Origin of the sequence: Thalassovita litoralis, from assembly GCF_900182725.1 — a bacterium.
Taxonomy (GTDB): domain Bacteria; phylum Pseudomonadota; class Alphaproteobacteria; order Rhodobacterales; family Rhodobacteraceae; genus Thalassobius; species Thalassobius litoralis.
This window is the reverse complement of record NZ_FXTO01000002.1, coordinates 154,689-179,696: the sequence shown is the minus strand read 5'-3', so window position 1 is coordinate 179,696 and position 25,008 is coordinate 154,689. Positions and strand designations below refer to the sequence as shown.

Here is a 25,008-nt window from a genome sequence, read left to right as displayed (position 1 = left end):
TGGATCAATATGTTTTGCCAATTCACACATTTTGGGAACTTGTTCCATAAATCCCGTCATTCACCACGATGCACCACCCTTGATTCATAAAACAAACCAAGGCATTTGGGAAAAAATTCCAACTCTTGCTGAGGACACATCATGTTTGAAACCTTCGGCTTCGAAACCCTGACCGCCCCGCAGGCGGCTGTTTATTTCGCGCTGGTGATCGGCCTTGCCTTTGGGGGTCTGGCACAGATCACCCGTTTCTGTTTCCGCCGCGCCATCGTGGGCGAGGATCGCCGCCAAGCCGCTGGCGTCTGGCTGACCGCTTTGGCCGTGGCCGTATTGGGAACACAGGCCGCAGTCAGCGCCGATCTGATTTCCTTTGCCGATCATCGGTTCATGGCCGCCGATCTGCCTGTTCTGGCCATCGCTGTGGGCGGATTGCTGTTCGGCATCGGCATGGTGCTGACGCGCGGCTGTGTGTCCCGCCTGACCGTGCTGACCGGATCGGGCAACTTGCGCGCCGCGCTGGTGTTGGTCGTGTTCGCCGTGATCGCCCACGCCACGCTAAAGGGCGTTCTGGCCCCGGTGCGCACCGCCCTTGGCAGCGTCACCGTTCCGCTGGAAAATGCAGCCCTGCCCGGCAATCCGTTGATCTGGGCCGCTTTGATCGCGGTGGTGGCGCTGGGGATCGCGCTGCGCTCGGGCAACCGTTTTGGCACCCTGATCGGGGCCGCGCTGATTGGCGCATTGGTGCCGCTGGCATGGGTCGGTACGGGGTTCGTTCTGTATGACGATTTCGACCCGATCGCGCTGGAAAGCCTTAGCTTCACCTCGCCCGCCGCTGACACCCTGTTCTGGACCATCGCCAGCACCTCGATTTCCGCCAACTTTGGCGTGGGTCTGCTGGGCGGCGTGTTAGTCGGCGCGTTTATCGCCGCGCTGATCCGGGGACAGTTCCAATGGCAAAGCTTTGACACCGCCCGTCAAACCGGCCGCTATCTGACCGGCGCAGCCCTGATGGGTGTGGGCGGTGTGCTGGCCGGGGGCTGCACCGTGGGCGCGGGCCTGTCAGGTATTCCAACCCTGTCCATCGCCGCCCTGCTGGCCATCGCCAGCATCGCCGCTGGCGGCTGGCTGGCTGGTCGGGTGCTTAGTGCATCTTCCGCTGAATCCGGCGCAGCATCCACCACACGGCCCCTACAACCGGCAGAGTAAGCACCGCCGTTAAATCCCCCTTGCTCAGGCTCAGGGCCTTTGCAAGGGGATAGGCGGCATATCCCGCCAGCGATACGGCGTAATAGCTGATCGCAACCACACTTAGCCCCTCGACCGTTTTTTGCAGGCGCAATTGCAGATCAGCGCGGCGGTCCATGCTTTCCAGCAGCTTTTGGTTTTGGGCAGACCGTTCCACATCCACCCGCGTGCGCAACAATTCCCCCGCCCGGATCGCCCGATCCGCCATCGCGGCTAGCCGTCTTTCGGTGGATTTCACCGTGCGCATCGCCGGATCATAGCGCCGCATCATAAATTCGTTGAAGGTCTGGCGGCCATTAAACCGCTCTTCGCGCATCACCTTGATCCGGTCATGCACAATCGCCTCATACGCCGCGGTTGCCCCAAAGCGGAACGAATTCCGCGCCACCATCCGTTCCAATTCAGCCGAGGTTGCCAGCAATCCCGCCAAGGTGCTTTCGGCTGAATGCGCGTCCGAGGTCATCTGATCCATCAACCCTGTCAGTTGCGCATCCAGTTCCGCCATCCGGGGGGCGATTTCCTTAGCGCGGGCAAAACCCAGCATGGACAGGCTTTTATAGGTTTCAATCTCGCACAGACGTTGCACGATCCGCCCCACCCGGCGCTCTCCGGTATTCGGGCCAACAAACACGCCAAATCGCAACTGGCCGGATTGGTCGATCCGAAAATCCCCAGCCATCACCCCCGCGTCATCCAGCACTCGGCTGGCGGCCAGACTTTCGGGAACGAACCAATCGTTAAACCGATCTGCCGCCACCTGCATTTCCGTCCACGGCTCCACCCGGATCAACGCCGAGGTCACACGTTTGCCCGGTGCCTCGTTTAGCCACTCTTCGGGAAACACGGAAAAATCCGCCGGGTCAAAGGGGCGTTCGCTCAGGTTTTCGGTGAAGGCGGTATAGGTCACAAATTCAGTGTGCTGTTCCCACTTCAGCCAGTATCGCCCCAGCGTGCCAAAATAATGCGTCGCCCCCGGCTGTGGGTGGGGCGCGCCATAGCGGTCCAACAGGGCAATCAAATGCGCGCGATCCTTCCCCCGGTCCCGGCTGGCCGCATCTTCGGGCTGTTTGATCGCCAGATACACCGCAGTGCAGGGCGCAGTCAGCGACGGAAAAGGCCGCGCATGTAATTCATTCGCCAGATCATAACGTAGCGGGTGGTCAAGGATCATCTAGGCGGCCTTCCGGGTTGCTTTGGCGCCTTTGATGCCACAACACTGAAAAAAGATAAAGTATTTTCAATGGCTTGACGGAATACATCGGTATACCGCCCTACCATGCGCGAACCCGTGTTAGCAAATGCTGCGGCTCAAACCGCGTGAGTTCCGGCCCGACGAGATCGCAGAAGGGTTGATGGCCAGCACAGAGCAGCCAAGGTGCTGCATCTCAGACTTTGCTGCTCCTCCTGCACAGATTAGCGCGGCGGACCTGCGGATTGTCAAATCGGACGTATCGCCCTCAGGCTGCCAGTTTTTCGGAAACCAACCGGCGGTATTTCGGCATGGCCTTACCATGACTGCGTTCAAACCGTTCCAACGCCGCAGCGGCCAACTGGGGATGCCCCCGTTCCAACCCTTGTGCCAGCAAACTGCGCACAAAGCCCCGGTTGGATTTCCGTGCCTCTATCGCGCGGACAAACCTTTGTTCTGTCAATGTCCCGTCCAAGGCCCGCGTCACCACACCCCGCAAAATCCCCATCTGCAACAGGAAACGCGGCACCCGATGTCCCATAAAAGGACACCGCAATCGGGTCAGCGCAACATCCTTCAGGCGATCAACATGCTGGCGGTCCAGTTCGTGAAAGGGATCATAGAATACGATCACATCCCGCGCCGTCCGCGCCCCTTCCAGCGCGTCGGCATACCGCGTGTCCTGCCAGTCCCCACGGCGAAATCCGGCGCGATACCGGGTTTCAAACAGTGTATGGCTGGGGTTCAACGACGTTTGCGGGACATATGCCACCACCCGCGCCCCCGGTGCCGCCGACGCATAGGCCAACGCCCCGTAGCCCCCCATAGACGATCCATAGAACACCACATCCTCGAACTGGTCGAAAAATCCGGTGTCGCGCAATTCATCAAAGAAATCGAACAGATCGGCATGACGGAACCAATCATTGCGGCGCGTCATGCAAATCACCAGATGGGAATGCCCCAGCTTTTCCATCAGCTCCCACCCCCACGGGTAGCGGGGCGCGGGGGCTTCGCGGCTTTTCATATTGTCAAATGTCACCACCAACGTGCGCCCACGCGGTACAAATACCGCGAAATGCCGGGTCATCTGGCGGTAAAATCCGGTCTCCTGCGCCTGAAACGCGCATTTACGAAACGCCTGTTTGGGTTTCATTCTGCCTGCCCCTTATGGTTATTTATTTGTTAACCATACGGATACGGGGGCGATGTGACGAAAAAAAGGCGGCTTCAAGGAAGCCGCCTTTTCCGTTTCCGAGGGAAAACCCTTAGCTGATCTTGGTCAGCAGATCATCCAGCGACTTTTTCGCGTCGCCATAGAACATGCGGGTGTTTTCCTTGTAGAACAGCGGGTTTTCGATGCCCGAATAGCCAGTGCCCTGACCGCGCTTGGACACGAACACTTGCTTGGCCTTCCAGCATTCCAGAACCGGCATACCGGCGATGGGGCTGTTCGGATCTTCCTGTGCAGCAGGGTTCACGATGTCGTTCGAACCGATCACGATTGCCACATCCGTTTCCGGGAAGTCGTCGTTGATCTCGTCCATTTCCAGCACGATGTCATAGGGAACCTTGGCTTCGGCCAGCAACACGTTCATGTGGCCCGGCAGACGCCCGGCAACCGGGTGAATGGCGAAACGCACGGTCTTGCCCTTGGCCCGCAGGCGGCGGGTCAGTTCGGCCACGTTCTGCTGTGCCTGTGCCACGGCCATACCGTAGCCCGGAATGATGATAACGCTGTCCGCGTCATCCAGCGCCTGCGCCACGCCATCGGCGTCAATGGCGATTTGTTCGCCTTCGACTTCCATCGCGGGACCAGTGGTGCCACCAAAGCCGCCCAAAATCACGCTGATGAACGAACGGTTCATCGCCTTACACATGATATAGGACAGGATCGCACCCGACGACCCCACCAGCGCGCCGGTGACGATCAGCAGGTCGTTGCCAAGGCTGAAACCAATCGCCGATGCAGCCCACCCGGAATAGGAGTTCAGCATAGACACAACCACCGGCATATCAGCGCCGCCGATGCCCATGATCAGGTGATAGCCGATGAAGAACGCCAGCAGAGTCATCACCAGCAGCGGCCACAGGGCGCCAGTGTTGAAATAGACCACCAGCAGGATCAGCGACAGGATCGCCGCACCCGCATTCAGGAAGTGACCGCCGGGCAGTTTCTTGGCCTTGCCGTCAACCTTACCCGCCAGTTTGCCGAACGCGATGACCGACCCGGTAAAGGTCACGGCACCGATGAAGACGCCAAGGAACACCTCGACCTTCAGGATGTTCAGCTCGACCGCGGTTTTATGCGCAACCTTGCCAGCAAACCCGTCTACACCCTGATCATGCAACCAAGCCAGCAGGCCGGTTTCGTTCAGCGTGGTGGGCGCACCTGCCAGAATTTCGGCAACACGCGACATTTCAAACTGCGCGTTAAAGCCGATGAACACAGCCGCCAGCCCCACGAACGAGTGCAGTGCCGCGACCAGCTGGGGCATTTCGGTCATTTCGACCTTCTGCGCCACCATCTGACCGATGAAAGCACCCGCCATAACCATGACCAGCACGATCAGCAGGTTGCCCATGCCGGGGCCGAACACGGTGGCAACAATGGCCAGCGCCATGCCCACAATGCCGTACCATACAGCACGTTTTGCGCTTTCCTGACCGGACAGACCGCCCAAGCTCAGGATGAAGAGAACAGCTGCCGCGATATAGGCGGCGGAAACGATTCCGATGCTCATTTATCCGCTCCCTTCCTTACGATTTCTGGAACATCGCCAACATACGACGCGTGACCATGAAGCCACCGACGATGTTGATCGTTGCAATAAGGATCGAGATGGCAGACAGCACGACCACCAGCCAATCACCCGAGCCGACCTGAAGCAGGGCGCCAAGGATCACGATCCCGGAAATTGCGTTCGTCACGGCCATCAGCGGCGTGTGCAGCGAATGCGACACGTTCCAGATGACCTGGAAGCCCACGAAACAGGCCAAGGCGAACACGATGAAGTGCGACATGAAGCTTTCGGGGGCAAAGGCACCCACGATCAGCATCAGCAGGGTGCCGACACCCAGCAGGATCGCCTGATTCTTGGTTTGGGCCTTGAATGCAGCGATTTCCTGCGCACGTTTTTCCTCGGGCGTCAGCTCTTTGGCTTTTTCCTTGGGTTTCTGCGCGGCGATGGCCTGCACTTTGGGCGGTGGCGGCGGCCATGTGATTTCCTTGTCAAAGGTCACGGTCGCGCCACGGATCACGTCATCTTCCATGTTGTGATTGATCTGGCCGTCCTTTTCAGGGGTCAGGTCAGTCATCATGTGACGGATGTTGGTCGAATACAGGGTCGATGCCTGTGCTGCCATACGCGACGGGAAATCGGTGTAGCCGATGATGGTCACGCCATTGTCGGTCACGATTTTTTCGTCTTTGACGGTCAGCTTGCAGTTGCCGCCCTTTTCCGCCGCAAGGTCAACGATCACCGAACCCGGCTTCATCGCGTCGACCATATCCTTGGTCCACAGCTCGGGGGCTTCGCGGTTGGGGATCAGCGCGGTGGTGATCACGATGTCCATTTCCGGGGCCAGTTCGCGGAACTTGGCCAACTGGGCCGCCGCGAATTCCGGGCTGGAAACAGCCGCATAGCCACCCGTGGCGGCACCGTCTTGCTGTTCTTCCTCGAAATCCAGGAACACGAATTCCGCGCCCATGGATTCGACCTGTTCGGCCACTTCGGGGCGCACGTCGAACGCATAGGTGATCGCACCCAGCGACGTCGCCGTTCCGATGGCGGCCAGACCGGCCACACCGGCACCCACAACCAGCACCTTGGCGGGCGGCACTTTACCGGCTGCCGTCACCTGCCCGGTGAAGAACCGGCCAAAGTTGTTCCCGGCTTCGATGACCGCGCGGTAGCCCGCGATATTCGCCATCGAGGACAGCGCGTCCATTTTCTGAGCGCGCGAAATACGCGGCACCATTTCCATGGCGATGACGTTGGCACCCTTGGATTTGGCCAGTTCCAAACCTTCGGCATTGCCTGCCGGGTTGAAGAAACTGATCAGGGTTTGACCTTCGGTCATCCGCTTCAGTTCGGTTTCGTTGGGTTGGCGCACCTTGGCGACAATATCCACACCCTTCCACAACTGAGCAGCGGTTTTGATGATCTCGACCCCAGCCTTTTCATAGGCGTCGTCCGAGAAGCCGGCAGCGGCACCCGCCCCGGACTCGATGGCGCATTCGTAGCCCAGCTTCTGCAATTGCAGAGCCGAGTCAGGAGTCATCGCAACGCGATTTTCCCCCTCGAATACTTCCTTAGGAGTTCCGATTTTCAACTTTTTTGTCCCCCTTCAGAACAGTTAACCCCTTTTCTCCGACACTTTCGGAGTATGTTATTCATTGCGCGCGCAATATTATTTCGCGTCGATCCCGCCCCAGATGCACGGAACCGAACGTGCTGTCAAATCCAACGGCGCGTCTTTTCGCAATACCGGGCAAAATTAGCACGAAACTTGATCCTCAGACGATTCTCTTCTGGGATGACGAAACGTTTTTCCAGCACCCACAGCAATATCGGCACCAACGGCAGCGCCAAAACAGCATCAAACCGCAGGATCAGCCCCGCCAGAACCAACACATCCCCCAGATAGATCGGATTACGCGACCGCGAAAAAATGCCCGATGTCACCATCGTCGAGGCATCGCGGTGTGGCACAAAGGTGGTGCGTTTCTGGCGCATCTCATAGACGGCCAGCAACATCAGCAGCACCCCGCCGCCCACCAAAATCCCCCCAAGGAAATCCGCCCAGATCCCGCCGAACGACAGCCCAAGCGGGTAATAGGGTGCCTGCCCCCACGCCAATACAGCGGCCAGCAGCAACCACACCGGAGGAATATCAATCCATTTCAACATTCCGACACCACAATTCCCTTGGTCTTTACAGGGCGAAACCGGCACATCCGGCACCAGCCGAACACCCGATCCGATCAGCACCCTATCACCGTAACCTTACGGTTTCCACGCGGCATCTTGGTGCCATTCAATAAAACCTGATTGTAAGATTAATATTATGCGGCACGGCTGGGTGTCCGGCAAAACAATCAGAAAATGGCCGCGCCGATCACGCAGCCATTCTGTTCATCCGAACGGGCAGGATTTATTCCCACTCCATTTCCTCGTACACGCGGCCCGCGTTCTTGGTGGCCAGTTCCTCGAACGTATCCAGATGCGCCCAACGCGACTGATCCACGTAATACGCCCCGGCCAGATCGCCGCCATCATCAATGTGGGCGCGGATCTTTTCGCGCAGGTCGACCAGATAATCGCGGGTATAGCGGCGCACCTGCGCCAGATTGGTCGGGTGGCCATGCCCCGGAATCACATAGGTCGGGTTCAGCGGTTCCAGCCCCTGTTCCCATGTTTCGATCCAGCAGCTTGTGCAGGTATCCCCGAAAATCGGGGGCATCCGTTCGTGGAACGCAATGTCGCCCGCAATCATGAAATTCCACTGCGGAATCCAAACCTGTGTATCCCCCGGCCCATGCGCCGGTCCCAGATGCAGCACCTTGAATTCCACGTCGCCCATCGTGAAATCATATTCATCCTCGAACGTCATGGTCGGCGTCACGATGCGCGTGCCTTCAGCCTTGTCCTTATTATAGCCCTGCATCCCGCGCAGGATGAAATCGCCATTTTCGGCCACTTCATGCGCGGCATCGACGTGCATCAGGATATCAACCCCCTGATCCGCCCAATAGGAATTGCCCAGAATCGCGTGGCCCTGACCGTTTTCATTGATCACCAGCTTCACTGGCTGATCTGTAACCGCCTTGATTTCATCGTGCAGCGCCTTTGCCAGCCGCGCCGAGGCCCCGCCATTGACCACCACAACCCCGTCACCCGTTACGACAAAGGACAGATTGTTGTTGTGACCGCTGTTTTCATAGGTCGGCGGCGCAGTCGCCCCGATCGCGGAAAAGATATGCGGGATCACCTCGACGGGTTTGGAATACAGTTCAGACTGGGGATATTGATCGGCAATATCTTCGCTGGCGAAACTGACAGTCGCAAAAGCGCAAAGCGCGGTGGCACACAGAAAACGGTACATGGAACTCCTCCCTAAAAGTCAGGACACAAATTCACAGATATGAATACCTTTGTAAAGACACCTGTATACGGCTGAATACCCCCCGCCTGAAATAACCTGACGGCGGGGCTTGCTATCTGCCGCCCCCCGCATATCGTGCCAACAGGGAGATAACGAGGAGGACACCCAATGGATTTGAACGGCAAACACGCGCTTGTCACCGGCGGCGGCACCGGCATCGGTCTGGCCATCGCCCGCGCTCTGGCATCCAAAGGCGCGAAAGTCACGATCACAGGCCGCCGCATGGCCGTTCTGGAAGACGTCGCCGAAGACAACATGTTCCCCGCCGTCATGGATGTGACCGACGATAAAGCCGTGGCGCAGGTGATCAATCAGGCCGTGGCCGAACGCGGCCCGATCCAGATTTGTGTCGCCAATGCCGGGATTGCCGAAGGCCGCAAACTGCACAAAACCGACACCGAATTCTGGCGCAAAATCATGGCGACCAATCTGGATGGCTGTTTCTACACCGTCCGCGAATCCATGCGGTCCATGCTGACTACCGATTGGGGCCGCGTGATTGCGATTTCGTCCATCGCAGGTGTGCGCGGGTCCGCAGGGGCCGGGGCTTATGCCGCATCGAAACACGGTGTCATTGGCATGATCCGGTCCTTCGCCGAGGATTTCATGGGCGGGCCTTATACCTTCAATTCGATCTGCCCCGGCTATGTGGACACCCCTATCGTGACCCGCAACACCGATGCCATCGCCGCCCGCACCGGCGTTTCCGATGACGCAGCCCGCGCCATGATGGTCGATCTGAACCGCCACAAGCGCCTGATCTCCCCCGAAGAGGTGGCCGCCGCCGCGCTATGGCTGTGTGATCCCATTTGCGAAAGCACCAACGGGCAAGAAATCAAAATCGCTGGCGGGCAGATTTGATACACACCATCACAATCGCTGATGGGTTGATCAAAAACCATCGTTGGCGCTGAACTGCCTTACCCGTTATGGCGTGTCTTGCAACAGGAGACACGCCATGACCGATTTCGCCGCCACCAAAACCCGGTTCCACCTTCCCGATGGGGTGATCTATCTGGATGGGAACTCGCTTGGCCCCCTGCCCAAGGACGCCCCCGCCCGGATGGATCGGGTGATGCGTGACGAATGGGGCGAACTGCTGATCACCGGCTGGAACAAGGCCGGATGGATGGCCCAGCCCGCCCGCGTGGGCGACCGTATTGCCCGGCTGATCGGGGCCGAACCCGGCAGCGTTGTCATGGGCGACACCCTGTCGATCAAAGTCTATCAAGCACTGGCCTCGGCGCTGGATCTGGCCGTCACAGACCGCAAGGTGATCCTGTCCGACAGCGGCAATTTTCCGTCGGACCTGTATATGGCCGAAGGGCTGATCAGATCGCTGGATCGCGGCTATGAACTGCGCGTAGTCACCCCCGAAGACATCGAAGCCAACATCACCGACGACATCGCCGTGACCCTGATCACCGAGGTGGATTATCGCACCGGCCGCCTGCATGACATGAACCGCCTGACCGCCAAGGCCCATGCGCATGGCGTGGTTACGGTCTGGGATCTGGCCCATACCGCCGGGGCCACGCAGGTGGAACTGGCCGCCTGTCAGGCCGATTTCGCGGTGGGATGTACCTATAAATACCTGAACGGTGGCCCCGGCGCGCCCGCCTTTATCTATGTCGCCCCCCGCCACGCGGACCGCGTGCGCCCGGCCCTGTCCGGCTGGCTGGGGCATGATGCACCTTTCGCGTTTGAACAAAGCTATCGCCCCGGCGCGGGGATTGAACGGATGCGCGTGGGCACCCCGCCCGTGCTGGCCTTGGCCGCGCTGGAATCGGCGCTGGATGTCTGGGACGAAACCGACATGGCCACGATCCGCGCCCGGTCGCAGCAACTGACCGCGCTGTTCATTGAACAGGTCGAGCGCCGTTGCCCGATGCTGGAACTGGCCACCCCGCGCGACCCTCGCGAACGCGGCAGTCAGGTGTCGTTCCGCTTTGAAAACGGATACGCCGCCATGCAAGCCCTGATTGCCCGCGGCGTGATCGGCGATTTCCGCGCCCCGGACATCATGCGCTTTGGCTTTACCCCGCTCTATATCGACGATCAGGACGTGATCCGCGCCGCCGAAATCCTACAGGACGTGATGGACAACAAATTGTGGGATCACCCCGATTACATGACCCGTCAGGCTGTCACCTGATGCACCCTGATACTGACCATATCCCGCTGTGCCAGCCTTCGGGCTGGGCAGCCTATTGGCGCCGCCATGCGCAGACCTCTTGCCTGAACAGCTAAGCCAGAGCAGCGAAAACACCCTCGCTTTCATCTTGCTATAAATACTCATTGCGCAGGCCTTACCACCTGTGCACCGCTGATCAGACAGGACCACCGATGACCAATTCCGCATATGACCCCGCCAAAGACGGCGCTCAAATGGCCTTTGATGGCCGCATGAGCTATACCGATTACCTTGGGCTGGACGCGATCCTGACCGCGCAACACCCGCTGTCAGATGCCCATGATGAAATGCTGTTCATCATCCAGCACCAGACCTCGGAACTGTGGATGCGGCTGGCGATCCACGAATTGACCGCCGCCCGCGCCACCCTGCAACAGGGCGATTTCCGCCCCGCGTTTAAAATGCTGTCCCGCGTCGCCCGCATTTTCGAGCAGTTGAACAACGCATGGGACGTGCTGCGCACCATGACGCCCTCGGATTACACGCGGTTCCGCGAAAGCCTTGGGCAAAGTTCCGGGTTTCAATCGTGGCAATACCGGATGATTGAATTCATGCTGGGCAACCGCAACACCGCCATGTTACGCCCCCACGCCCACCGCCCGGATCTGCTGAGCCAACTGGAACAGGAACTGGCCCGCCCCTCGCTTTACGATACCGCACTGCATCATCTGGCACAGGTCGCACCCCTGCCCGAAACCGTTCTGTCCCGCCCGTTGGGTGACGTCTATCAGGCCAACCCACAGGTCATGGCGGCATGGACCACGGTTTACCAATCGCCTGAAACCCATTGGGAACTGTACGAACTCGCCGAAAAGCTGGTGGACCTGGAGGATTATTTCCGACGCTGGCGCTTTAATCACCTGACCACCGTCGAACGCGTGATCGGGTTCAAGCGCGGCACCGGCGGCACCAGCGGCACCAGCTACCTGTCGCGGATGCTACAGGTCGAACTGTTCCCCGAACTATGGCACCTGCGAACCGGGCTGTAGGGGCTATCTCCCAAGCGCCCGGCCAAACAGCCGGGCCAATCGCACCACCGCGCCGCGATAATCGCGCATATCGGTCAGGTTGGTTTTCACCCCATGCAGGGCCGCCAACATAGTGGCGGCCAGCGCCTGTGCATCGCCATCCGATGCCGCCAGCGACACCGCCCCAGCCCCGGCCTGACGTTCCAGCCATGTCGCATAAACCGCCGACAGCCGGGCCTCGCCCAAGGCGGCCTGATCTGCACCGTGGGCAATTTTCGTATCCAGCAATTCCTGTCCGTGGGGCGATGACAACAGCGCCTCGAACACAGGGCCAGCCTGCGTTTCAAACGCCAGTTGCAGCGCCATTGCCGGGGGCAGATCGCGGCTCAGCGCCTCGGACACCTGCGCCACCGCCAGATCGTAATACCCCTCGGTCAGCGACCTAAAAATATCCTCTTTATTGCGGTAATGCAGATACAGCGCGGCACGGGACATGCCCGCCCCCTTGGCAATATCCTCCATCGAGGTGCGCTTGAAACCATATTGGCGAAACGCGTCAAAAGCCGAGGCCAGAATGGCCTGCTGCTTTGGATCGTCGCATGAGATGGGGTGTGTATTTGCCTGCATTCCTGACGACCTGACAGAATTTAATCAAAATGTCAATTGACACACTGACACATTTCGCCCATTTTGTCAGAAACCTTATTAAGAGCCGGAGGCCCCCATGCCAGCCCTGTTAAACGTGAATGGAACCACCCACAGCGTCGATTTGCCCGACGATGTTCCCCTGCTGTGGGTACTGCGTGACGAACTGGGCCTGACCGGCACCAAATACGGCTGCGGCGTCGCCGCCTGTGGGGCTTGCACCGTCCAGATTGACGGCGAAGCGGTACGATCCTGCCAAGTCGCCCTGTCCGATGTCTGGGGGGGCATCACCACGATCGAAGGGTTGGGAACCCCGGCCCAGATGCACGCCCTGCAAACAGCGTGGGTGAAACATCAGGTCGCCCAATGCGGCTATTGCCAGTCCGGGCAGATCATACAGGCGGCGGCGCTTCTGGCTGCGAACCCTGCCCCGTCGGATACCGAAATTGACGAGGCCATGCAGGGTAACCTGTGCCGCTGCGGCACCTATCCCCGTATCCGCGCCGCCATCCATGACGCTGCCAAAATGATAGAGGGTTAACCCATGACCAGCCTCAAAAAAATTGCCCGCCGCAGCTTTCTGATCGGGTCCGCCGCGATCGTCGGCGGGGTGGCTTTTGGCGTCTATAAAATCCGTGAAACCCCGCCCAACCCGCTGAAACCCGGCACAGGTCAGGCGGTTTTGAACCCTTATGTGCTGATTGACGGCAATGGGGTCAGCATCATCACCCCCCGCGCCGAAATGGGTCAGGGCGTTCATACCACGCTGGCGGCACTGGTGGCCGAAGAACTGGATATCGACATGGCGGACATCACCACCCGCCACGGCCCGCCCGCTCAGGCCTATTTCAATCAGGCCGTTCTGGCCAGCGCACTGCCCTTCAAGGAATACGCCATGAGCGATTTCCAGCATGATCTGGCCGGGGCCATTGGTCAGGCGGGCAAATTGCTGTCGGTGCAGATCACGGGCGGGTCCACCTCGGTTGTTGATGCGTATGAAAAAATGCGCCACGCCGGGGCCAGCGCCCGCGAGGCGCTGAAACTGGCGGCCGCGGCACGTCTGGGCATTGCGCCGGATCGCCTGCGCACGGAAAGCGGCCATGTGATCGCCCCGGACGGGACGCGGATCAGCTATGTCGATCTGGCCCCGGAAGCCGCGCAATTTGATCCGCCGCAGGTGGCGCTGCGCCCCCGGTCCGCGTGGAAACAACTGGGCCGTTCCGTGCCGCGCGTGGACATGGTGGAAAAATCCACCGGGACCGCGACATTCGGGATCGACATTCGCGTGCCGGGCATGAAATTCGCCGCCCTGCGGCTGAATCCCTATTTGGGCGGCGCAATGCGGGGCTTTGACGCCGGCGCAGCCAAAACCATGCCGGGGGTCGAAGCGGTTTATGATCTGGGTGACGGCATTGCCGTGGTTGCCCGCAACACATGGCTGGCGATGCAGGCCGCCGATGCGGTACAGGTGGATTGGGGACCATCCCCCCACCCCGCCAGCATGGCCGCAATTGACGCCGCACTGGACCGCGCCTTTGACGCCGGGGCCAATTCCACCATGCGCGACGATGGCGATGCCGAAACCCTGCCTGCCGGGGCCACAGAAATCACCGCCGAATATCGCCTGCCCTATCTGGCCCACGCCACGATGGAGCCAATGAACGCCACCGCCCTGTACGAGGACAACAGCCTGACCGTCTGGGCGGGCAATCAATCCCCCATCGTTCTACAGAAAAAATGCGCCAAAATCGCCGGGCTGTCGCCGGATGCCGTGACCGTCCACACCACGCTTTTGGGCGGCGGTTTCGGGCGGCGGGGCGAGGTGGACTATGCCCAATATACCACCCGTCTGGCGGTTCAGATGAAGGGAACCCCGGTGCAGCTAACCTGGTCACGCGAACAGGACATGACCCACGATTTCTATCGCCCCGGCGCGGTGGCGCGGTTCCGTGGCGCGGTCAAGGACGGCAAGGCTGTGCTGCTGGACGGGCAGATTGCCACCCAATCCACAACCGTGCAGGCCGGGGGGCGGATGCTGGGCCTGCCGATGGGTGGCCCGGACAAGGCGCTGGTCGAAGGGGCGTTCGATCAACCCTACCGCATCCCCAATTACCGCATTCGGGGCTATGTAGCCGATCTGGATTTGCCCGTGGGGTTCTGGCGCTCGGTCGGGGCGTCCTACAACGGCTTCCTGCATGACAGTTTCATCGACGAACTGGCCCATGCCGCCGGGCGCGATCCGCTGGAATTCCGGCTGGATATGATGCGTGACGAAGATCCTCATTCCGCCGCCACGCTGGAAGCAGTGCGCGACATGTCTGGCTGGACGGGAAAAACCCCTGATGGTGTGGGGCGCGGCGTGGCCTATACATGGTCCTTCGGCACGCCCGTGGCGGAAGTCATCGAGGTCTTGGATGAAAACGGCACGATCCGTATCGCGAACGCATGGATCGCGGCGGATGTTGGCGTGGCGCTGGACCCCGCGATTATTCAGGCCCAGATGGAAAGCGCACTGATTTACGGATTGTCCGCCGCGGTTCATGGGCAGATCACCTTTGAGAACGGGGCGGCAGAACAGCAGAATTTCCCCGACTACGATGCCCTGCGGCTGCACAACACCCCACGGATCGAAACCCGTATCCTGCAAAACAAGCCGCATATTTCCGGGATTGGCGAACCGGGAACGCCGCCGTCGAAACCGGCACTGGCCAATGCACTGTTCGACCTGACGGGAAAACGCGCCCGCACATTGCCGCTGGCTGGGCAATTCCCGTTGCTGACTTGACACAAGCGGCGACTTCGCGCGCCGCTTCACTTGCCGCAAGGCCCTGTCTGAAGTATCTTTTGCGTAAAAATACCTCGAAAGAAGGTAAATAAAGGCAAAAGGCAGGGGGTTTCGCCAGAAATCCCCAAAGGCAGGAGCAGTATAATGCCCACCGGGTATCTGGTTACACTTGGTAATTATTCGTTAAATAGTGGCGATACCATCGGCACCTCCACCTATAGCTTCAGCAGCGCATCCGTCATCGGATCGGGCAGCATGAGCTATTATGGACGACAATATTGGTATCAATCCTCGTCCTATCGGACCATCACCGGCACCTATTACGAAGCAACGAATGGGAACGTGTATTTCGTTCCCAGTTCAACGCTCAATCTGGTACAATCCGCCTCGGCCAGCACGGTCCCCAGCTATACGACACTGGACGACACGGTCGAAGGCACCGGCGCGGACGATCTGATTGATGCCAGCTACGGTGGCGATCCGGATGGTGACCATGTGGATGACGGGATCGGCACAGGCACCGGCGGCATGGGCGATTCCATCGAGGCCGCAGGCGGCGATGACACCGTATATGCAGGCTCAGGGGATGACACCATCACTGGCGGCGGCGGCAGTGATTACATCGACGGCGGCGATGGCAATGACGTTATTTACGGCGATGATGTTACCTCCGCCGCCTCTACTGCGGAATCGATGAACTGGTCCTCTGCGGGCAGCGATGAACAAGACATCTCTGGCGGGTTTACCCAAACCACGGGCGTCATGGATGTCAATGTCAGCTTTTCGACGGATGGCAACCCAAACACGACTTTCACCGTTGAATCCACCACCACGTCCTATGTCGGCAGCGGCGAGGGGTTCAACAGCACCTCTGCGCTAGAGATCGGCAGCCAGAACACCGGCGACGCCGGAACGGTCACGCTTGATTTCACAACGAACCAGCCGGATTCTTTCTCCGACAACGTGGAAAACGTCAGCTTTCGCCTGAACGATGTGGACGGTTTACAGGACGGCTGGCAGGACGTGATCACCATCACCGCCGTGGATGCCAACGGGAACACTGTTACAGTTCTGCTGGGGGATAATGGCGAGGATGTCGTTTCCGGCAACACCGTAACCGCCGATCTGACCCGCGACAGCTATACCGATGCAGATGGGTCCGTGCTAGTCACGATCCCCGGCCCGGTTCAATCCATCAGCATTGATTACGACAACGGATTTGCGAATGGCCAAATCCTGATTGTTTCGGATGTGCATTTTGAAACCATCCCGCTGACGCCGGGCGACGACACCATTCTGGGCGGCGCGGGCGACGATCTGATCTATGGCGAAGACGGCGATGACTGGCTGGGCGGGGGCGATGGCAGCGATACGCTGATCGGCGGCGTCGGCAATGACACGTTGGCCGGTGGCGCGGGGGGCGACAGCCTTAGCTCTGGCGCTGGCATGGACTATCTGGATTATTCCGGGTCTTCTGCCGGGGTCGACGTCAACCTTGGCCTTGGCACCGCCAGCGGCGGCGATGCCGAAGGCGACACATTGGCGGGCGGTCTGGACGGGATTATCGGCTCTGACTGGGACGACACCCTGACCGGCTATGATATGCAGGGGATCGACAATGGCACCGCCTGGACCAACGTGTTCTACGGCGGGGGCGGCAACGATTACATAGATGGCGCCGGGGCCGATGACTTCCTTTATGGCGAAGAAGGCGACGACACCATCCTTGGCGGCACCGGGAACGATCTGGTTGACGGCGGCATCGGCAATGACTCGTTGCTTGGAGGCGATGGCAACGACACGCTGATCGGCGGCGACGGTGACGACATCCTGTCGGGCGGGGGCGGGGCTGACATCCTGTCGGGTGGCACGGGTAACGATCAGATCACCGTTGGCAGTGGCGATACCGCTACAGGCGGCGCAGGCGACGATACCTTCACCATTCAGGGCGGCGGCGGCACAATCACCATTGATGGCGGCGAAGGCGGCGAAGGGTCCGGCGACACAATCGACTTTGGCGGACAGATCGACTGGGGGTCGATCACCTATACCAACACCGTCCCCAGCGATCTGGCGGGCAGCGTCACATTGGCCGATGGCACAGTCGTTACCTTTTCAAACATTGAATCCGTGGTCATCTGCTTCAAGGCAGGCACCCGTATCGAAACCCCACACGGACCCCGCCGGATCGAGGATTTACGCCCCGGCGACCCGGTCATTACCCGCGACAATGGCGTGCAACCCGTCCGCTGGGCCGGGCGGCGGCGCGTCCCCGGTCAGGGTGAATTTGCCCCAATCCGTTTCGCCCCCGGAACCGTGGGCAATCATCGTGCCCTGATCGTATCGCCGCAGCACCGGATATTGCACCATTCCCCAGCGGCAACCTTGCTGTTCAACTCCACCGAGGTGCTGGTCGCGGCCCGGCATCTGGTCAACGGCAAAACGATCCGGCAAGTCGAAAAAGACCAGATCGACTATGTCCATATCCTGTTTGACCGGCACGAAATCATCTTTGCCGAAGGGGCCGCCAGCGAAAGCTTCCACCCCGGACGGCATGGGCTGAACGGGGTTATGGGCAGCGCGCGCGAGGAATTATTCGCCCTGTTCCCGGAATTGCGCAGCGATCCCGACAGTTTTGGTGACACGGCCCGCCCCTGCCTGCGCGAATACGAGGCACGGCTGCTAACCCCGGCCTGAAGCGCGGCAGGAAATCAGGCGGTTTTCAACAAACGGCCGGTTTTCTGTGCCGCCCAATCCCGCACCGCATCGCCAAAAGCGCTGAACAGCGGGCGTGACACCGGATCGTTCGCCGCGTCCCATTCGGGGTGCCATTGCACGGACATGGTAAATCCTTTGGCCCCTTCGACATAAATCGCCTCGGGCGTGCCATCGGGGGCGTAACCGTCGATCACGATCCGCTTGCCTGCGGTCTTGATCCCCTGCCCATGCAGCGTATTGGTCATCACTTCGGGCGCGCCCATCAGGTGATGAAACGGCCCGCCTTCGGTGAATGTCACCTTATGGCGCAGGGCAAATTTTTCTTCCAGCGTGCCATCCGGGGGCATCCGGTGGTTCATCCGCCCCGGCAAATCGCGGATTTCAGGGTACAAAGACCCGCCCATCGCTACGTTCACCTCTTGGAAGCCCCGGCAAATCCCCAAAAACGGCTGCCCACGGTCCACGCAGGCCCGCACCAGCGGCAAGGTAATCGCATCGCGGTTACGATCAAAATCCCCATGCGCGGCGGTGGCCGGTTCGCCGTATTCTTCGGGGTGGACATTGGGCCGCCCGCCAGTCAGCACGAACCCGTCACAGGTTTCCAGCAATTCATCGACGCTGACAAATCGCGGATCGGCGGCGATCAGCACCGGCAAACATCCCGACACACAAGACACCGCTTCGGTGTTCATCACACCGCCCGCGTGAACCTGATAGGTTTCGTTGATCAGATGATGGTTGCCGATGATGCCTACGATGGGTCGGGTCATGTCGCGCCTTTTCCTGTCTTTCCCTGCCAGAGTATATGCCCCGAACAAGTTACAAAACAAGAAACCTGCGCGAAAACGCACAGCGCCCGCGCAGATGCCTGCGATTTCGGCAGGGGATCAGGCCTCGCCCAACAATCCCGCCGCTTCGATCCCGGCCAGGGCTGCCGCCGCATCGTTGTCAGATGTATCGCCCGTCACGCCGACAGCGCCCAGCACCGTGCCGCGTTTATCACGCACCAGAACGCCACCCGGCACCGGGATAACCTGACCGCCGTAAACCCCGTTTACCGCCGCCATGAAATAGGCCTGCGCTTCGGCCCGTGCCATCTGCGCCTTCCCGGCCATGCCCAGCATGACCGTGCCATAGGCCTTGCCCTGCGCAATCGCGAACCGGCCCGGCGCGGCCCCGTCGCTGCGCTCAAATGCGATGACATGCCCACCGGCATCCAACACAACCACGCTCAACGGTTTCATCCCCGCCGCGTTTCCCGCGTCCATCGCCTTTCGGATAATGATCCGCGCCTTTTTCAATGAAATCCCGGACATCCCCATCCCCTTTTCATCTTGCTTAAAATACTCTGCGGGGGTCTGGGGGTGCAAAACCCCCAGCCTTTCCAATCGAAATCAGCCCGCCGCTTTCAGTTCCAACCGCCGTTGATGCAGCACGGGTTCGGTATAGCCGCTGGGCTGCACCCGTCCCTTGAACACCAGATCACAGGCCGCCTGAAACGCAATCCCGTCAAACCCCGGCGCCATTGGCCGATACGCCGCATCGCCCGCGTTCTGACGATCCACCACAGCGGCCATTTTCTGCATGGCTTCCATCACGCGGGCCTCGGACACCACGCCATGATGCAGCCAGTTCGCCAAAGCCTGACTGGAAATCCGGCAGGTCGCGCGGTCCTCCATCAGGCCTACATCATGAATGTCCGGCACCTTGGAACAGCCCACGCCCTGATCCACCCAGCGCACCACATAGCCCAGAATACCCTGCGCGTTGTTTTCGATCTCGCGGGTGATTTCCTCGTCGCTGAAGTTGCGCCCGGTGGCGACCGGGATGGTCAGCAGATCGGTCAGCGTCCCACGCGGGCCGCCTGCCTTGATCTGATCCTGCCGCGCTTTCACATCGACCTGATGATAATGGGTCGCGTGCAGCGTAGCGGCGGTGGGCGACGGCACCCAGGCACAATTCGCACCCGATTGCGGATGTCCGATCTTGGCCTCCAGCATCGCGGCCATCATGTCGGGCATGGCCCACATGCCCTTGCCGATCTGCGCCTTGCCCTGCAACCCGCAGGCCAATCCAATATCGACGTTGCGATCCTCGTAAGACAAAATCCACGGCGTCGTTTTCATCTCGCCCTTGGGCAGGAACGGGCCTGCTTCCATACTGCTGTGAATCTCGTCCCCTGTCCGGTCAAGGAACCCCGTATTGATAAAGGCCACACGGTTTTTCGCGGCGCGGATACATTCCTTGAGGTTGACCGAAGTGCGGCGTTCCTCGTCCATGATACCCAGCTTGACGGTGTATTGCGGCAGACCCAGAATATCCTCGACCTTGGTGAAGATCTCGTCGGCAAAGGCCACTTCTTCCGGCCCGTGCATCTTGGGTTTCACCACATAGACCGACCCGTGCAGCGAATTGCGCGCACCGTCGGTTTTGCGCAGGTCGTGCATGGCAATCAGCGTGGTACACAGCGCGTCCATCAGCCCTTCGCCAATCTCGTACCCGTCACGATCCAGCACGGCGGGGTTGGTCATCAAATGCCCCACGTTGCGCACCAGCATCAGCGAACGGCCCTTGAGCGTAAACGCCTCGCCGTTCGGGTTGGTAAATTCCAGATCGGGGTTCATGCGGCGGGTCATCGTCTGACCGCCCTTTTCAAAGGTTTCGGCCAGATCGCCCTTCATCAGGCCCAGCCAGTTACGATAGGCCAGCGTCTTATCTTCGGCATCCACGGCAGCCACGGAATCTTCGCAATCCATGATGGTCGACATGGCCGATTCCAGACGGATATCGGAAATTCCGGCGGCATCGCTGCTACCAATCGGGCTGCTGCCATCAATATCAATGATGATGTGCAACCCGTTATGCCGCAGCACAATGGCCGTGGGCGCGTCAGCCGCCCCCTGATAGCCCACAAAACAGGCCGGATCGGCCAGCGCCACAGTCAGCGCCCCACCGGCCACCGCCAGCGGCGCAACATCCACCCATGATCCTGCGGCCAGCGGCACCGCCTTATCCAGAAAATCGCGACCCCATGCGATCACCCGCGCCCCACGCGCGGCGTCATATCCCTTGCCCGCAGGCAAATCGCCCAGCGCATCCGTGCCATACAGCGCGTCATACAGGCTGCCCCAGCGAGCATTCGCCGCGTTCAGGGCAAAACGGGCATTCATAATCGGCACCACCAATTGCGGCCCCGGCACCGTGGCGATTTCAGGATCAACGCCAGTGGTTTCAATCTGGAAATCCGCACCTTCCGGCACCAGATACCCGATTTCTTTCAGGAACGCCTGATAGGCCGCAGCGTCATGCGGCTGTCCGCGATGGGAAATGTGCCAGCCATCCAACTTTTGTTGGATTTCTTCGCGCTTTTCCAGCAGGGCGCGGTTTTTCGGTCCCAAGTCATGTGCCAGCGCCGACAGGCCAGCCCAAAACGCGTCCGCCACTACCCCGGTTCCGGGCAGGGCCTCGCCCTCGATGAAGTTCACCAGCTCCGGTGCCACCTGAAGCCCGTATTTTTCGATCCGGTTAGACATGCCAATCTCCCTGAAATGCGCTGAATTGGTTTCTCAATAGAACGGAAGTTTCCTATAGGCAACAATCGTGGTCATATTTTTTTACCAATTCTTACCAAGGTGCTTCAAAAATCCCCAAATAATCCAAACCCGGTTTTAAGTGCTGGATGGTTGGGCAGGATTGCCTGACGGATTTTCCATAAGCCCCCATTGAAGCCCCCTGCCCCGAAGCCTAGGGTCAGGCCAACGCCGACACCCTGAAAGGATACCGCGATGAAAGATGCCGCACCGCAGACGATCTATCTGTCCGATTACACGCCCTTTGGCTGGACCGTGGAATCTGTGCATCTGACCTTTCGGCTGGCCCCCACAGCGACGCGGGTGATTTCCAAAATCCGCTTTACACCCACCCCAAACGCCCCGAAACAGGCGTTCTTTCTGCACGGCGAAGCCCTGACCCCCATCCGCTGCACGATTGACGGGCAACAGATTACCCCCACATTCACCGATACCGGGCTGACCTGCGATGTCCCCGATACCGCGTTCGACTGGGAAGCCGAGGTTGAAATCAGCCCCGCCACCAATACCGCGCTGGAAGGGCTTTATATGTCCAACGGCATGTATTGCACCCAATGCGAGGCTGAGGGTTTTCGCAAAATCACTTTTTACCCCGACCGTCCCGATGTCATGGCCACGTTTACCGTGCGCATCGAAGGGGCCGAACCCGTTCTTTTGTCCAACGGCAACCCCATCGCACAGGGCGATGGCTGGGCCGAATGGCATGATCCGTGGCCCAAACCGGCCTATCTGTTCGCGCTGGTTGCGGGCGACCTGATCAACCACCCGGATCGGTTCACCACCCAATCCGGCAGGGATGTGGAACTGAACATCTGGGTCCGCCCCGGCGATCAGGACAAATGCGCCTTTGGCATGGAAGCCCTGAAAAAATCTATGAAATGGGATGAAGATGTTTATGGCCGGGAATACGATCTGGATATTTTCAACATCGTCGCCGTGGATGATTTCAACATGGGGGCGATGGAAAACAAGGGGCTGAATGTCTTTAATTCGTCCTGTGTTCTGGCCTCGCCCGATACGTCCACCGATCTGAATTTTGAACGGATCGAGGCAATTATCGCCCATGAATATTTCCACAACTGGACCGGCAACCGCATCACCTGCCGCGACTGGTTCCAACTGTGCCTGAAAGAAGGGCTGACCGTTTACCGCGATTCCCAGTTTACCGCCGATATGCGCTCGGAACCCGTGAAACGGATTTCCGACGTGATTCAGCTTCGCGCCCGCCAGTTCCGCGAAGATAACGGCCCGCTGGCCCATCCGGTCCGCCCCGAAAGCTTTGTCGAGATTAACAATTTCTACACTGCCACGGTTTACGAAAAAGGCGCGGAACTGATCGGGATGCTGAAAACGCTAGTCGGGGATGACGCATATTATAAGGCACTGGACCTGTATTTCACCCGCCACGATGGCGATGCCGCCACAATCGAAGACTGGCTGAAAGTGTTCGAGGATGCCACGGGCCGCGATCTGACCCAGTTCAAACGCTGGTATTCACAGGCAGGCACCCCACGCCTGTCAGTGTCCGAGGCTTTCACGGACGGCACCTATACCGTGACCTTCCGGCAGGATACGCCCCCCACACCGGGGCAGGACGTGAAAGACCCGCGCGTGATCCCGATTGCCGTGGGGCTACTGAACCCCAACGGGGACGAGGTTCTGCCCACAACCATTCTGGAAATGACCGAGGTCGAGCAAAGCTTTACCTTCGAGGGGCTGGCCACGCGGCCCGTGCCGTCCATCCTGCGCGGTTTTTCCGCGCCGGTGATCCTGCACCGCGACAGCACCAACGAAGAACGCGCGTTTCTGCTGGCGCATGACACCGACCCCTTCAACAAATGGGAAGCAGGCCGCGCACTGGCCCGCGATGGGCTGATCCGCATGATCCGCAACGGGGATGCGCCGGATACATCCTATCTGGACTCGCTGACCGCCGTTGTGCGGGACGATACGCTGGACCCGGCCTTCCGGGCGCTGGCATTGGGCCTGCCCAGCCAGGACGATCTGGCGCAAACCCTGTTTGATATGGGCAACACGCCCGACCCACAGGCAATCTGGCAAGCGCTGGAAACCCTGAAACAGGCCACAGCCCAGCATATGCAGGATCTTCTGCCCCGGATTTACGCCCAATATCAGGTGGACGGGGAGTATGCCCCCGATGCCGCACAATCCGGCGCACGGGCGCTGGCCAATGCGGCGCTGGGGCTGTTGACCCGTCTGGATGGCGGTGCGCAGGCGCAAAAACAGTATGATGCAGCCGATAACATGACGCAGCAATTGGCCGCCTTTGCCTGCCTGCTGTCTGCCGGAAATGGCGATGCTGCAACTGCGGATTTCTATGACCAGTGGAAACATGACCGGCTGGTGATCGACAAATGGTTCACCATGCAAATCGTGCAGGCTGATCCCGATCAGGCCGCCGCAATCACCCGCACGCTGACCGCGCACCCAGATTTCAGCATGAAGAACCCCAACCGTTTCCGCGCCACGCTGGGAGCCTTGGCGATGAACCCCGCCGGGTTCCACCACGCCAGCGGCGCGGGCTATGCGGTGTTGGCAGATTGGCTGATCCAGTTGGACCCGCTGAACCCGCAAACCACGGCCCGGATGTGTTCATCCTTTGAAACATGGAAACGCTACGATCCCGACCGGCAGGCGCTGATTGCCACGCAACTGGACCGGATATTGGCGCAACCGGGGCTAAGCCGTGACACCCGCGAAATGGTGGATCGCATCCGCAAGGCGTAAGTTACGGAAAACCATACGCAATCGAACTGAAACCATTGCGCCACATCTGGCTGAAATTCTATCGAATGAGCAACAGGAAGGACTAATTTAACCCTATTTTAGTCCCCTTCCTACGTCATACTGGTGTCATGAATCGGCTACAGGAATATCATTGGCGCGGGCTGGATGCCCTGCAACTGGCGGGGGGGCTTGCAATCCTGCTGGCGTGGGGTGGGCTTTATGCCTTGGTGACGCTATTGCCCGCTTGGCAGATGATGCTGCTGATCGGTGCGGTTGCGCTGATGACCGCCGCCTTTTACCGGCAAGCCACCAGCCGCAAACGCTCTGGCTCTTGGATGACGGAAACCCATCTGAATGTGTATTACGGCAACAAGCACTGGGCTTTTCCGCTGACGGGTATCCGTGCAATTGGCGCACGATCTGCCCCATTCTACACCCGCGCCCCGCATCTGGAACTGGCCAGCGGGCGCAGGGTGCAGTTGCCGCTGACATGTCTGCCCGCAGCACCGGAATTGCGACGCTGGTTCACCGGCAAGCCGATCAAGATTGACGCCAAGATCACGATGACCTGACGCCCCTTTTCTGGCTTCCCTACTTCCCTGACAAAGCAATCAGGGCGGGGGCTGCTTTGCGCCTGCATTCCGTCTTTACACACCTCACTCGGCCCAAATACTCGTTTTTTGGAATATAATTTTGCCACAATTCACGCATAACGCGATCAACTTTTCCTGAAATCCTACCTGTCTTGGCCATCTTTCGGC

General features: G+C 59.7%; 19 protein-coding genes. 9 read left to right on the top strand and 10 right to left on the bottom strand.

What is annotated here, in order from left to right:
- Positions 1-141 precede the first annotated feature (141 nt).
- The gene (locus FN828_RS03090; protein ID WP_142491922.1) at positions 142-1,203 is read left to right on the top strand and encodes a YeeE/YedE family protein; all 1,062 of its coding nucleotides are present in this window, start codon (positions 142-144) and stop codon (positions 1,201-1,203) included.
- Here FN828_RS03090 and FN828_RS03085 read toward each other — a convergent pair.
- The 6 genes from FN828_RS03085 to FN828_RS03060 all read right to left on the bottom strand — a co-directional run bounded on the left by FN828_RS03085 (position 1,139) and on the right by FN828_RS03060 (position 8,539).
- Positions 1,139-2,413 carry a DUF3422 family protein gene (locus tag FN828_RS03085; RefSeq protein ID WP_142491921.1) on the bottom strand — a complete coding sequence of 425 codons (1,275 nt, stop codon included), beginning with the start codon at positions 2,411-2,413 and terminating at the stop codon, positions 1,139-1,141. The genes FN828_RS03090 and FN828_RS03085 overlap by 65 nt on opposite strands.
- 286 nt (positions 2,414-2,699) lie before the next feature.
- A complete protein-coding gene (locus FN828_RS03080; protein ID WP_142491920.1) occupies positions 2,700-3,587 on the bottom strand; it encodes an alpha/beta hydrolase in 888 nt (295 codons plus the stop codon).
- Between the two features lie 112 nt (positions 3,588-3,699).
- Positions 3,700-5,175: an NAD(P)(+) transhydrogenase (Re/Si-specific) subunit beta gene (locus FN828_RS03075; RefSeq protein WP_142491919.1), complete on the bottom strand. Its 1,476-nt coding sequence runs from the start codon at positions 5,173-5,175 to the stop codon at positions 3,700-3,702.
- Positions 5,176-5,191: 16 nt separating this feature from the next.
- On the bottom strand, positions 5,192-6,766 hold the full coding sequence (locus tag FN828_RS03070; protein ID WP_142491918.1) for a Re/Si-specific NAD(P)(+) transhydrogenase subunit alpha: 1,575 nt from the start codon (positions 6,764-6,766) through the stop codon (positions 5,192-5,194).
- Positions 6,767-6,891: 125 nt separating this feature from the next.
- Complete coding sequence (locus tag FN828_RS03065) at positions 6,892-7,341, bottom strand: methyltransferase family protein (RefSeq protein ID WP_142492049.1); 450 nt, start codon at positions 7,339-7,341, stop codon at positions 6,892-6,894.
- A gap of 247 nt (positions 7,342-7,588) precedes the next feature.
- Positions 7,589-8,539 (bottom strand): MBL fold metallo-hydrolase, encoded by a 951-nt coding sequence (locus FN828_RS03060; protein WP_142491917.1) that lies wholly within the window; start codon positions 8,537-8,539, stop codon positions 7,589-7,591.
- A gap of 168 nt (positions 8,540-8,707) precedes the next feature.
- Between FN828_RS03060 and FN828_RS03055 the strand changes: the two genes are divergently transcribed.
- From FN828_RS03055 to kynA, 3 genes are all read left to right on the top strand, one after another.
- Positions 8,708-9,460, top strand: coding sequence for an SDR family NAD(P)-dependent oxidoreductase (locus tag FN828_RS03055; protein WP_142491916.1), 753 nt, complete (start codon positions 8,708-8,710; stop codon positions 9,458-9,460).
- Between the two features lie 97 nt (positions 9,461-9,557).
- Positions 9,558-10,754 (top strand): kynureninase, encoded by a 1,197-nt coding sequence (gene kynU, locus FN828_RS03050; protein ID WP_142491915.1) that lies wholly within the window; start codon positions 9,558-9,560, stop codon positions 10,752-10,754.
- Between the two features lie 191 nt (positions 10,755-10,945).
- Positions 10,946-11,782: a tryptophan 2,3-dioxygenase gene (kynA, locus tag FN828_RS03045; RefSeq protein WP_142491914.1), complete on the top strand. Its 837-nt coding sequence runs from the start codon at positions 10,946-10,948 to the stop codon at positions 11,780-11,782.
- 3 nt (positions 11,783-11,785) lie between these two features.
- Here kynA and FN828_RS03040 read toward each other — a convergent pair whose 3' ends face one another.
- Entirely contained in the window at positions 11,786-12,388 is a 603-nt protein-coding gene (locus FN828_RS03040; RefSeq protein WP_142491913.1) for a TetR/AcrR family transcriptional regulator, read from the bottom strand.
- Between the two features lie 97 nt (positions 12,389-12,485).
- Here FN828_RS03040 and FN828_RS03035 point away from each other — a divergent pair, with 97 nt between their 5' ends.
- From FN828_RS03035 to FN828_RS03025, 3 genes are all read left to right on the top strand, one after another.
- Positions 12,486-12,947: a (2Fe-2S)-binding protein gene (locus FN828_RS03035; protein ID WP_142491912.1), complete on the top strand. Its 462-nt coding sequence runs from the start codon at positions 12,486-12,488 to the stop codon at positions 12,945-12,947.
- A gap of 3 nt (positions 12,948-12,950) precedes the next feature.
- Positions 12,951-15,191, top strand: coding sequence for a xanthine dehydrogenase family protein molybdopterin-binding subunit (locus FN828_RS03030; RefSeq protein ID WP_142491911.1), 2,241 nt, complete (start codon positions 12,951-12,953; stop codon positions 15,189-15,191).
- A gap of 144 nt (positions 15,192-15,335) precedes the next feature.
- Positions 15,336-17,888: a Hint domain-containing protein gene (locus FN828_RS03025; protein WP_142491910.1), complete on the top strand. Its 2,553-nt coding sequence runs from the start codon at positions 15,336-15,338 to the stop codon at positions 17,886-17,888.
- 14 nt (positions 17,889-17,902) lie between these two features.
- Here FN828_RS03025 and FN828_RS03020 read toward each other — a convergent pair whose 3' ends face one another.
- The 3 genes from FN828_RS03020 to FN828_RS03010 form a co-directional block, all read right to left on the bottom strand.
- On the bottom strand, positions 17,903-18,679 hold the full coding sequence (locus FN828_RS03020) for a gamma-glutamyl-gamma-aminobutyrate hydrolase family protein (protein WP_142491909.1): 777 nt from the start codon (positions 18,677-18,679) through the stop codon (positions 17,903-17,905).
- Positions 18,680-18,796: 117 nt separating this feature from the next.
- Positions 18,797-19,225: a GlcG/HbpS family heme-binding protein gene (locus FN828_RS03015; RefSeq protein WP_142491908.1), complete on the bottom strand. Its 429-nt coding sequence runs from the start codon at positions 19,223-19,225 to the stop codon at positions 18,797-18,799.
- A gap of 78 nt (positions 19,226-19,303) precedes the next feature.
- A complete protein-coding gene (locus tag FN828_RS03010) occupies positions 19,304-21,442 on the bottom strand; it encodes a malate synthase G (protein ID WP_142491907.1) in 2,139 nt (712 codons plus the stop codon).
- A gap of 252 nt (positions 21,443-21,694) precedes the next feature.
- On the opposite strand from FN828_RS03010, the gene pepN reads away from it, so the two are divergent.
- The gene (pepN, locus tag FN828_RS03005; RefSeq protein WP_142491906.1) at positions 21,695-24,247 is read left to right on the top strand and encodes an aminopeptidase N; all 2,553 of its coding nucleotides are present in this window, start codon (positions 21,695-21,697) and stop codon (positions 24,245-24,247) included.
- 128 nt (positions 24,248-24,375) lie between these two features.
- On the top strand, positions 24,376-24,819 hold the full coding sequence (locus FN828_RS03000; protein ID WP_142491905.1) for a hypothetical protein: 444 nt from the start codon (positions 24,376-24,378) through the stop codon (positions 24,817-24,819).
- Positions 24,820-25,008 lie beyond the last annotated feature (189 nt).

What these genes read in the sequence shown, in the direction of transcription:
- FN828_RS03090 (WP_142491922.1), top strand. Translation starts at nt 142, where the DNA reads ATGTTTGAAACCTTCGGCTTCGAAACCCTGACCGCCCCGCAGGCGGCT.
- FN828_RS03085 (WP_142491921.1), bottom strand. Translation starts at nt 2,413, where the DNA reads ATGATCCTTGACCACCCGCTACGTTATGATCTGGCGAATGAATTACAT.
- FN828_RS03080 (WP_142491920.1), bottom strand. Translation starts at nt 3,587, where the DNA reads ATGAAACCCAAACAGGCGTTTCGTAAATGCGCGTTTCAGGCGCAGGAG.
- FN828_RS03075 (WP_142491919.1), bottom strand. Translation starts at nt 5,175, where the DNA reads ATGAGCATCGGAATCGTTTCCGCCGCCTATATCGCGGCAGCTGTTCTC.
- FN828_RS03060 (WP_142491917.1), bottom strand. Translation starts at nt 8,539, where the DNA reads ATGTACCGTTTTCTGTGTGCCACCGCGCTTTGCGCTTTTGCGACTGTC.
- FN828_RS03055 (WP_142491916.1), top strand. Translation starts at nt 8,708, where the DNA reads ATGGATTTGAACGGCAAACACGCGCTTGTCACCGGCGGCGGCACCGGC.
- kynU (WP_142491915.1), top strand. Translation starts at nt 9,558, where the DNA reads ATGACCGATTTCGCCGCCACCAAAACCCGGTTCCACCTTCCCGATGGG.
- kynA (WP_142491914.1), top strand. Translation starts at nt 10,946, where the DNA reads ATGACCAATTCCGCATATGACCCCGCCAAAGACGGCGCTCAAATGGCC.
- FN828_RS03040 (WP_142491913.1), bottom strand. Translation starts at nt 12,388, where the DNA reads ATGCAGGCAAATACACACCCCATCTCATGCGACGATCCAAAGCAGCAG.
- FN828_RS03035 (WP_142491912.1), top strand. Translation starts at nt 12,486, where the DNA reads ATGCCAGCCCTGTTAAACGTGAATGGAACCACCCACAGCGTCGATTTG.
- FN828_RS03030 (WP_142491911.1), top strand. Translation starts at nt 12,951, where the DNA reads ATGACCAGCCTCAAAAAAATTGCCCGCCGCAGCTTTCTGATCGGGTCC.
- FN828_RS03025 (WP_142491910.1), top strand. Translation starts at nt 15,336, where the DNA reads ATGCCCACCGGGTATCTGGTTACACTTGGTAATTATTCGTTAAATAGT.
- FN828_RS03020 (WP_142491909.1), bottom strand. Translation starts at nt 18,679, where the DNA reads ATGACCCGACCCATCGTAGGCATCATCGGCAACCATCATCTGATCAAC.
- FN828_RS03015 (WP_142491908.1), bottom strand. Translation starts at nt 19,225, where the DNA reads ATGTCCGGGATTTCATTGAAAAAGGCGCGGATCATTATCCGAAAGGCG.
- FN828_RS03010 (WP_142491907.1), bottom strand. Translation starts at nt 21,442, where the DNA reads ATGTCTAACCGGATCGAAAAATACGGGCTTCAGGTGGCACCGGAGCTG.
- pepN (WP_142491906.1), top strand. Translation starts at nt 21,695, where the DNA reads ATGAAAGATGCCGCACCGCAGACGATCTATCTGTCCGATTACACGCCC.
- FN828_RS03000 (WP_142491905.1), top strand. Translation starts at nt 24,376, where the DNA reads ATGAATCGGCTACAGGAATATCATTGGCGCGGGCTGGATGCCCTGCAA.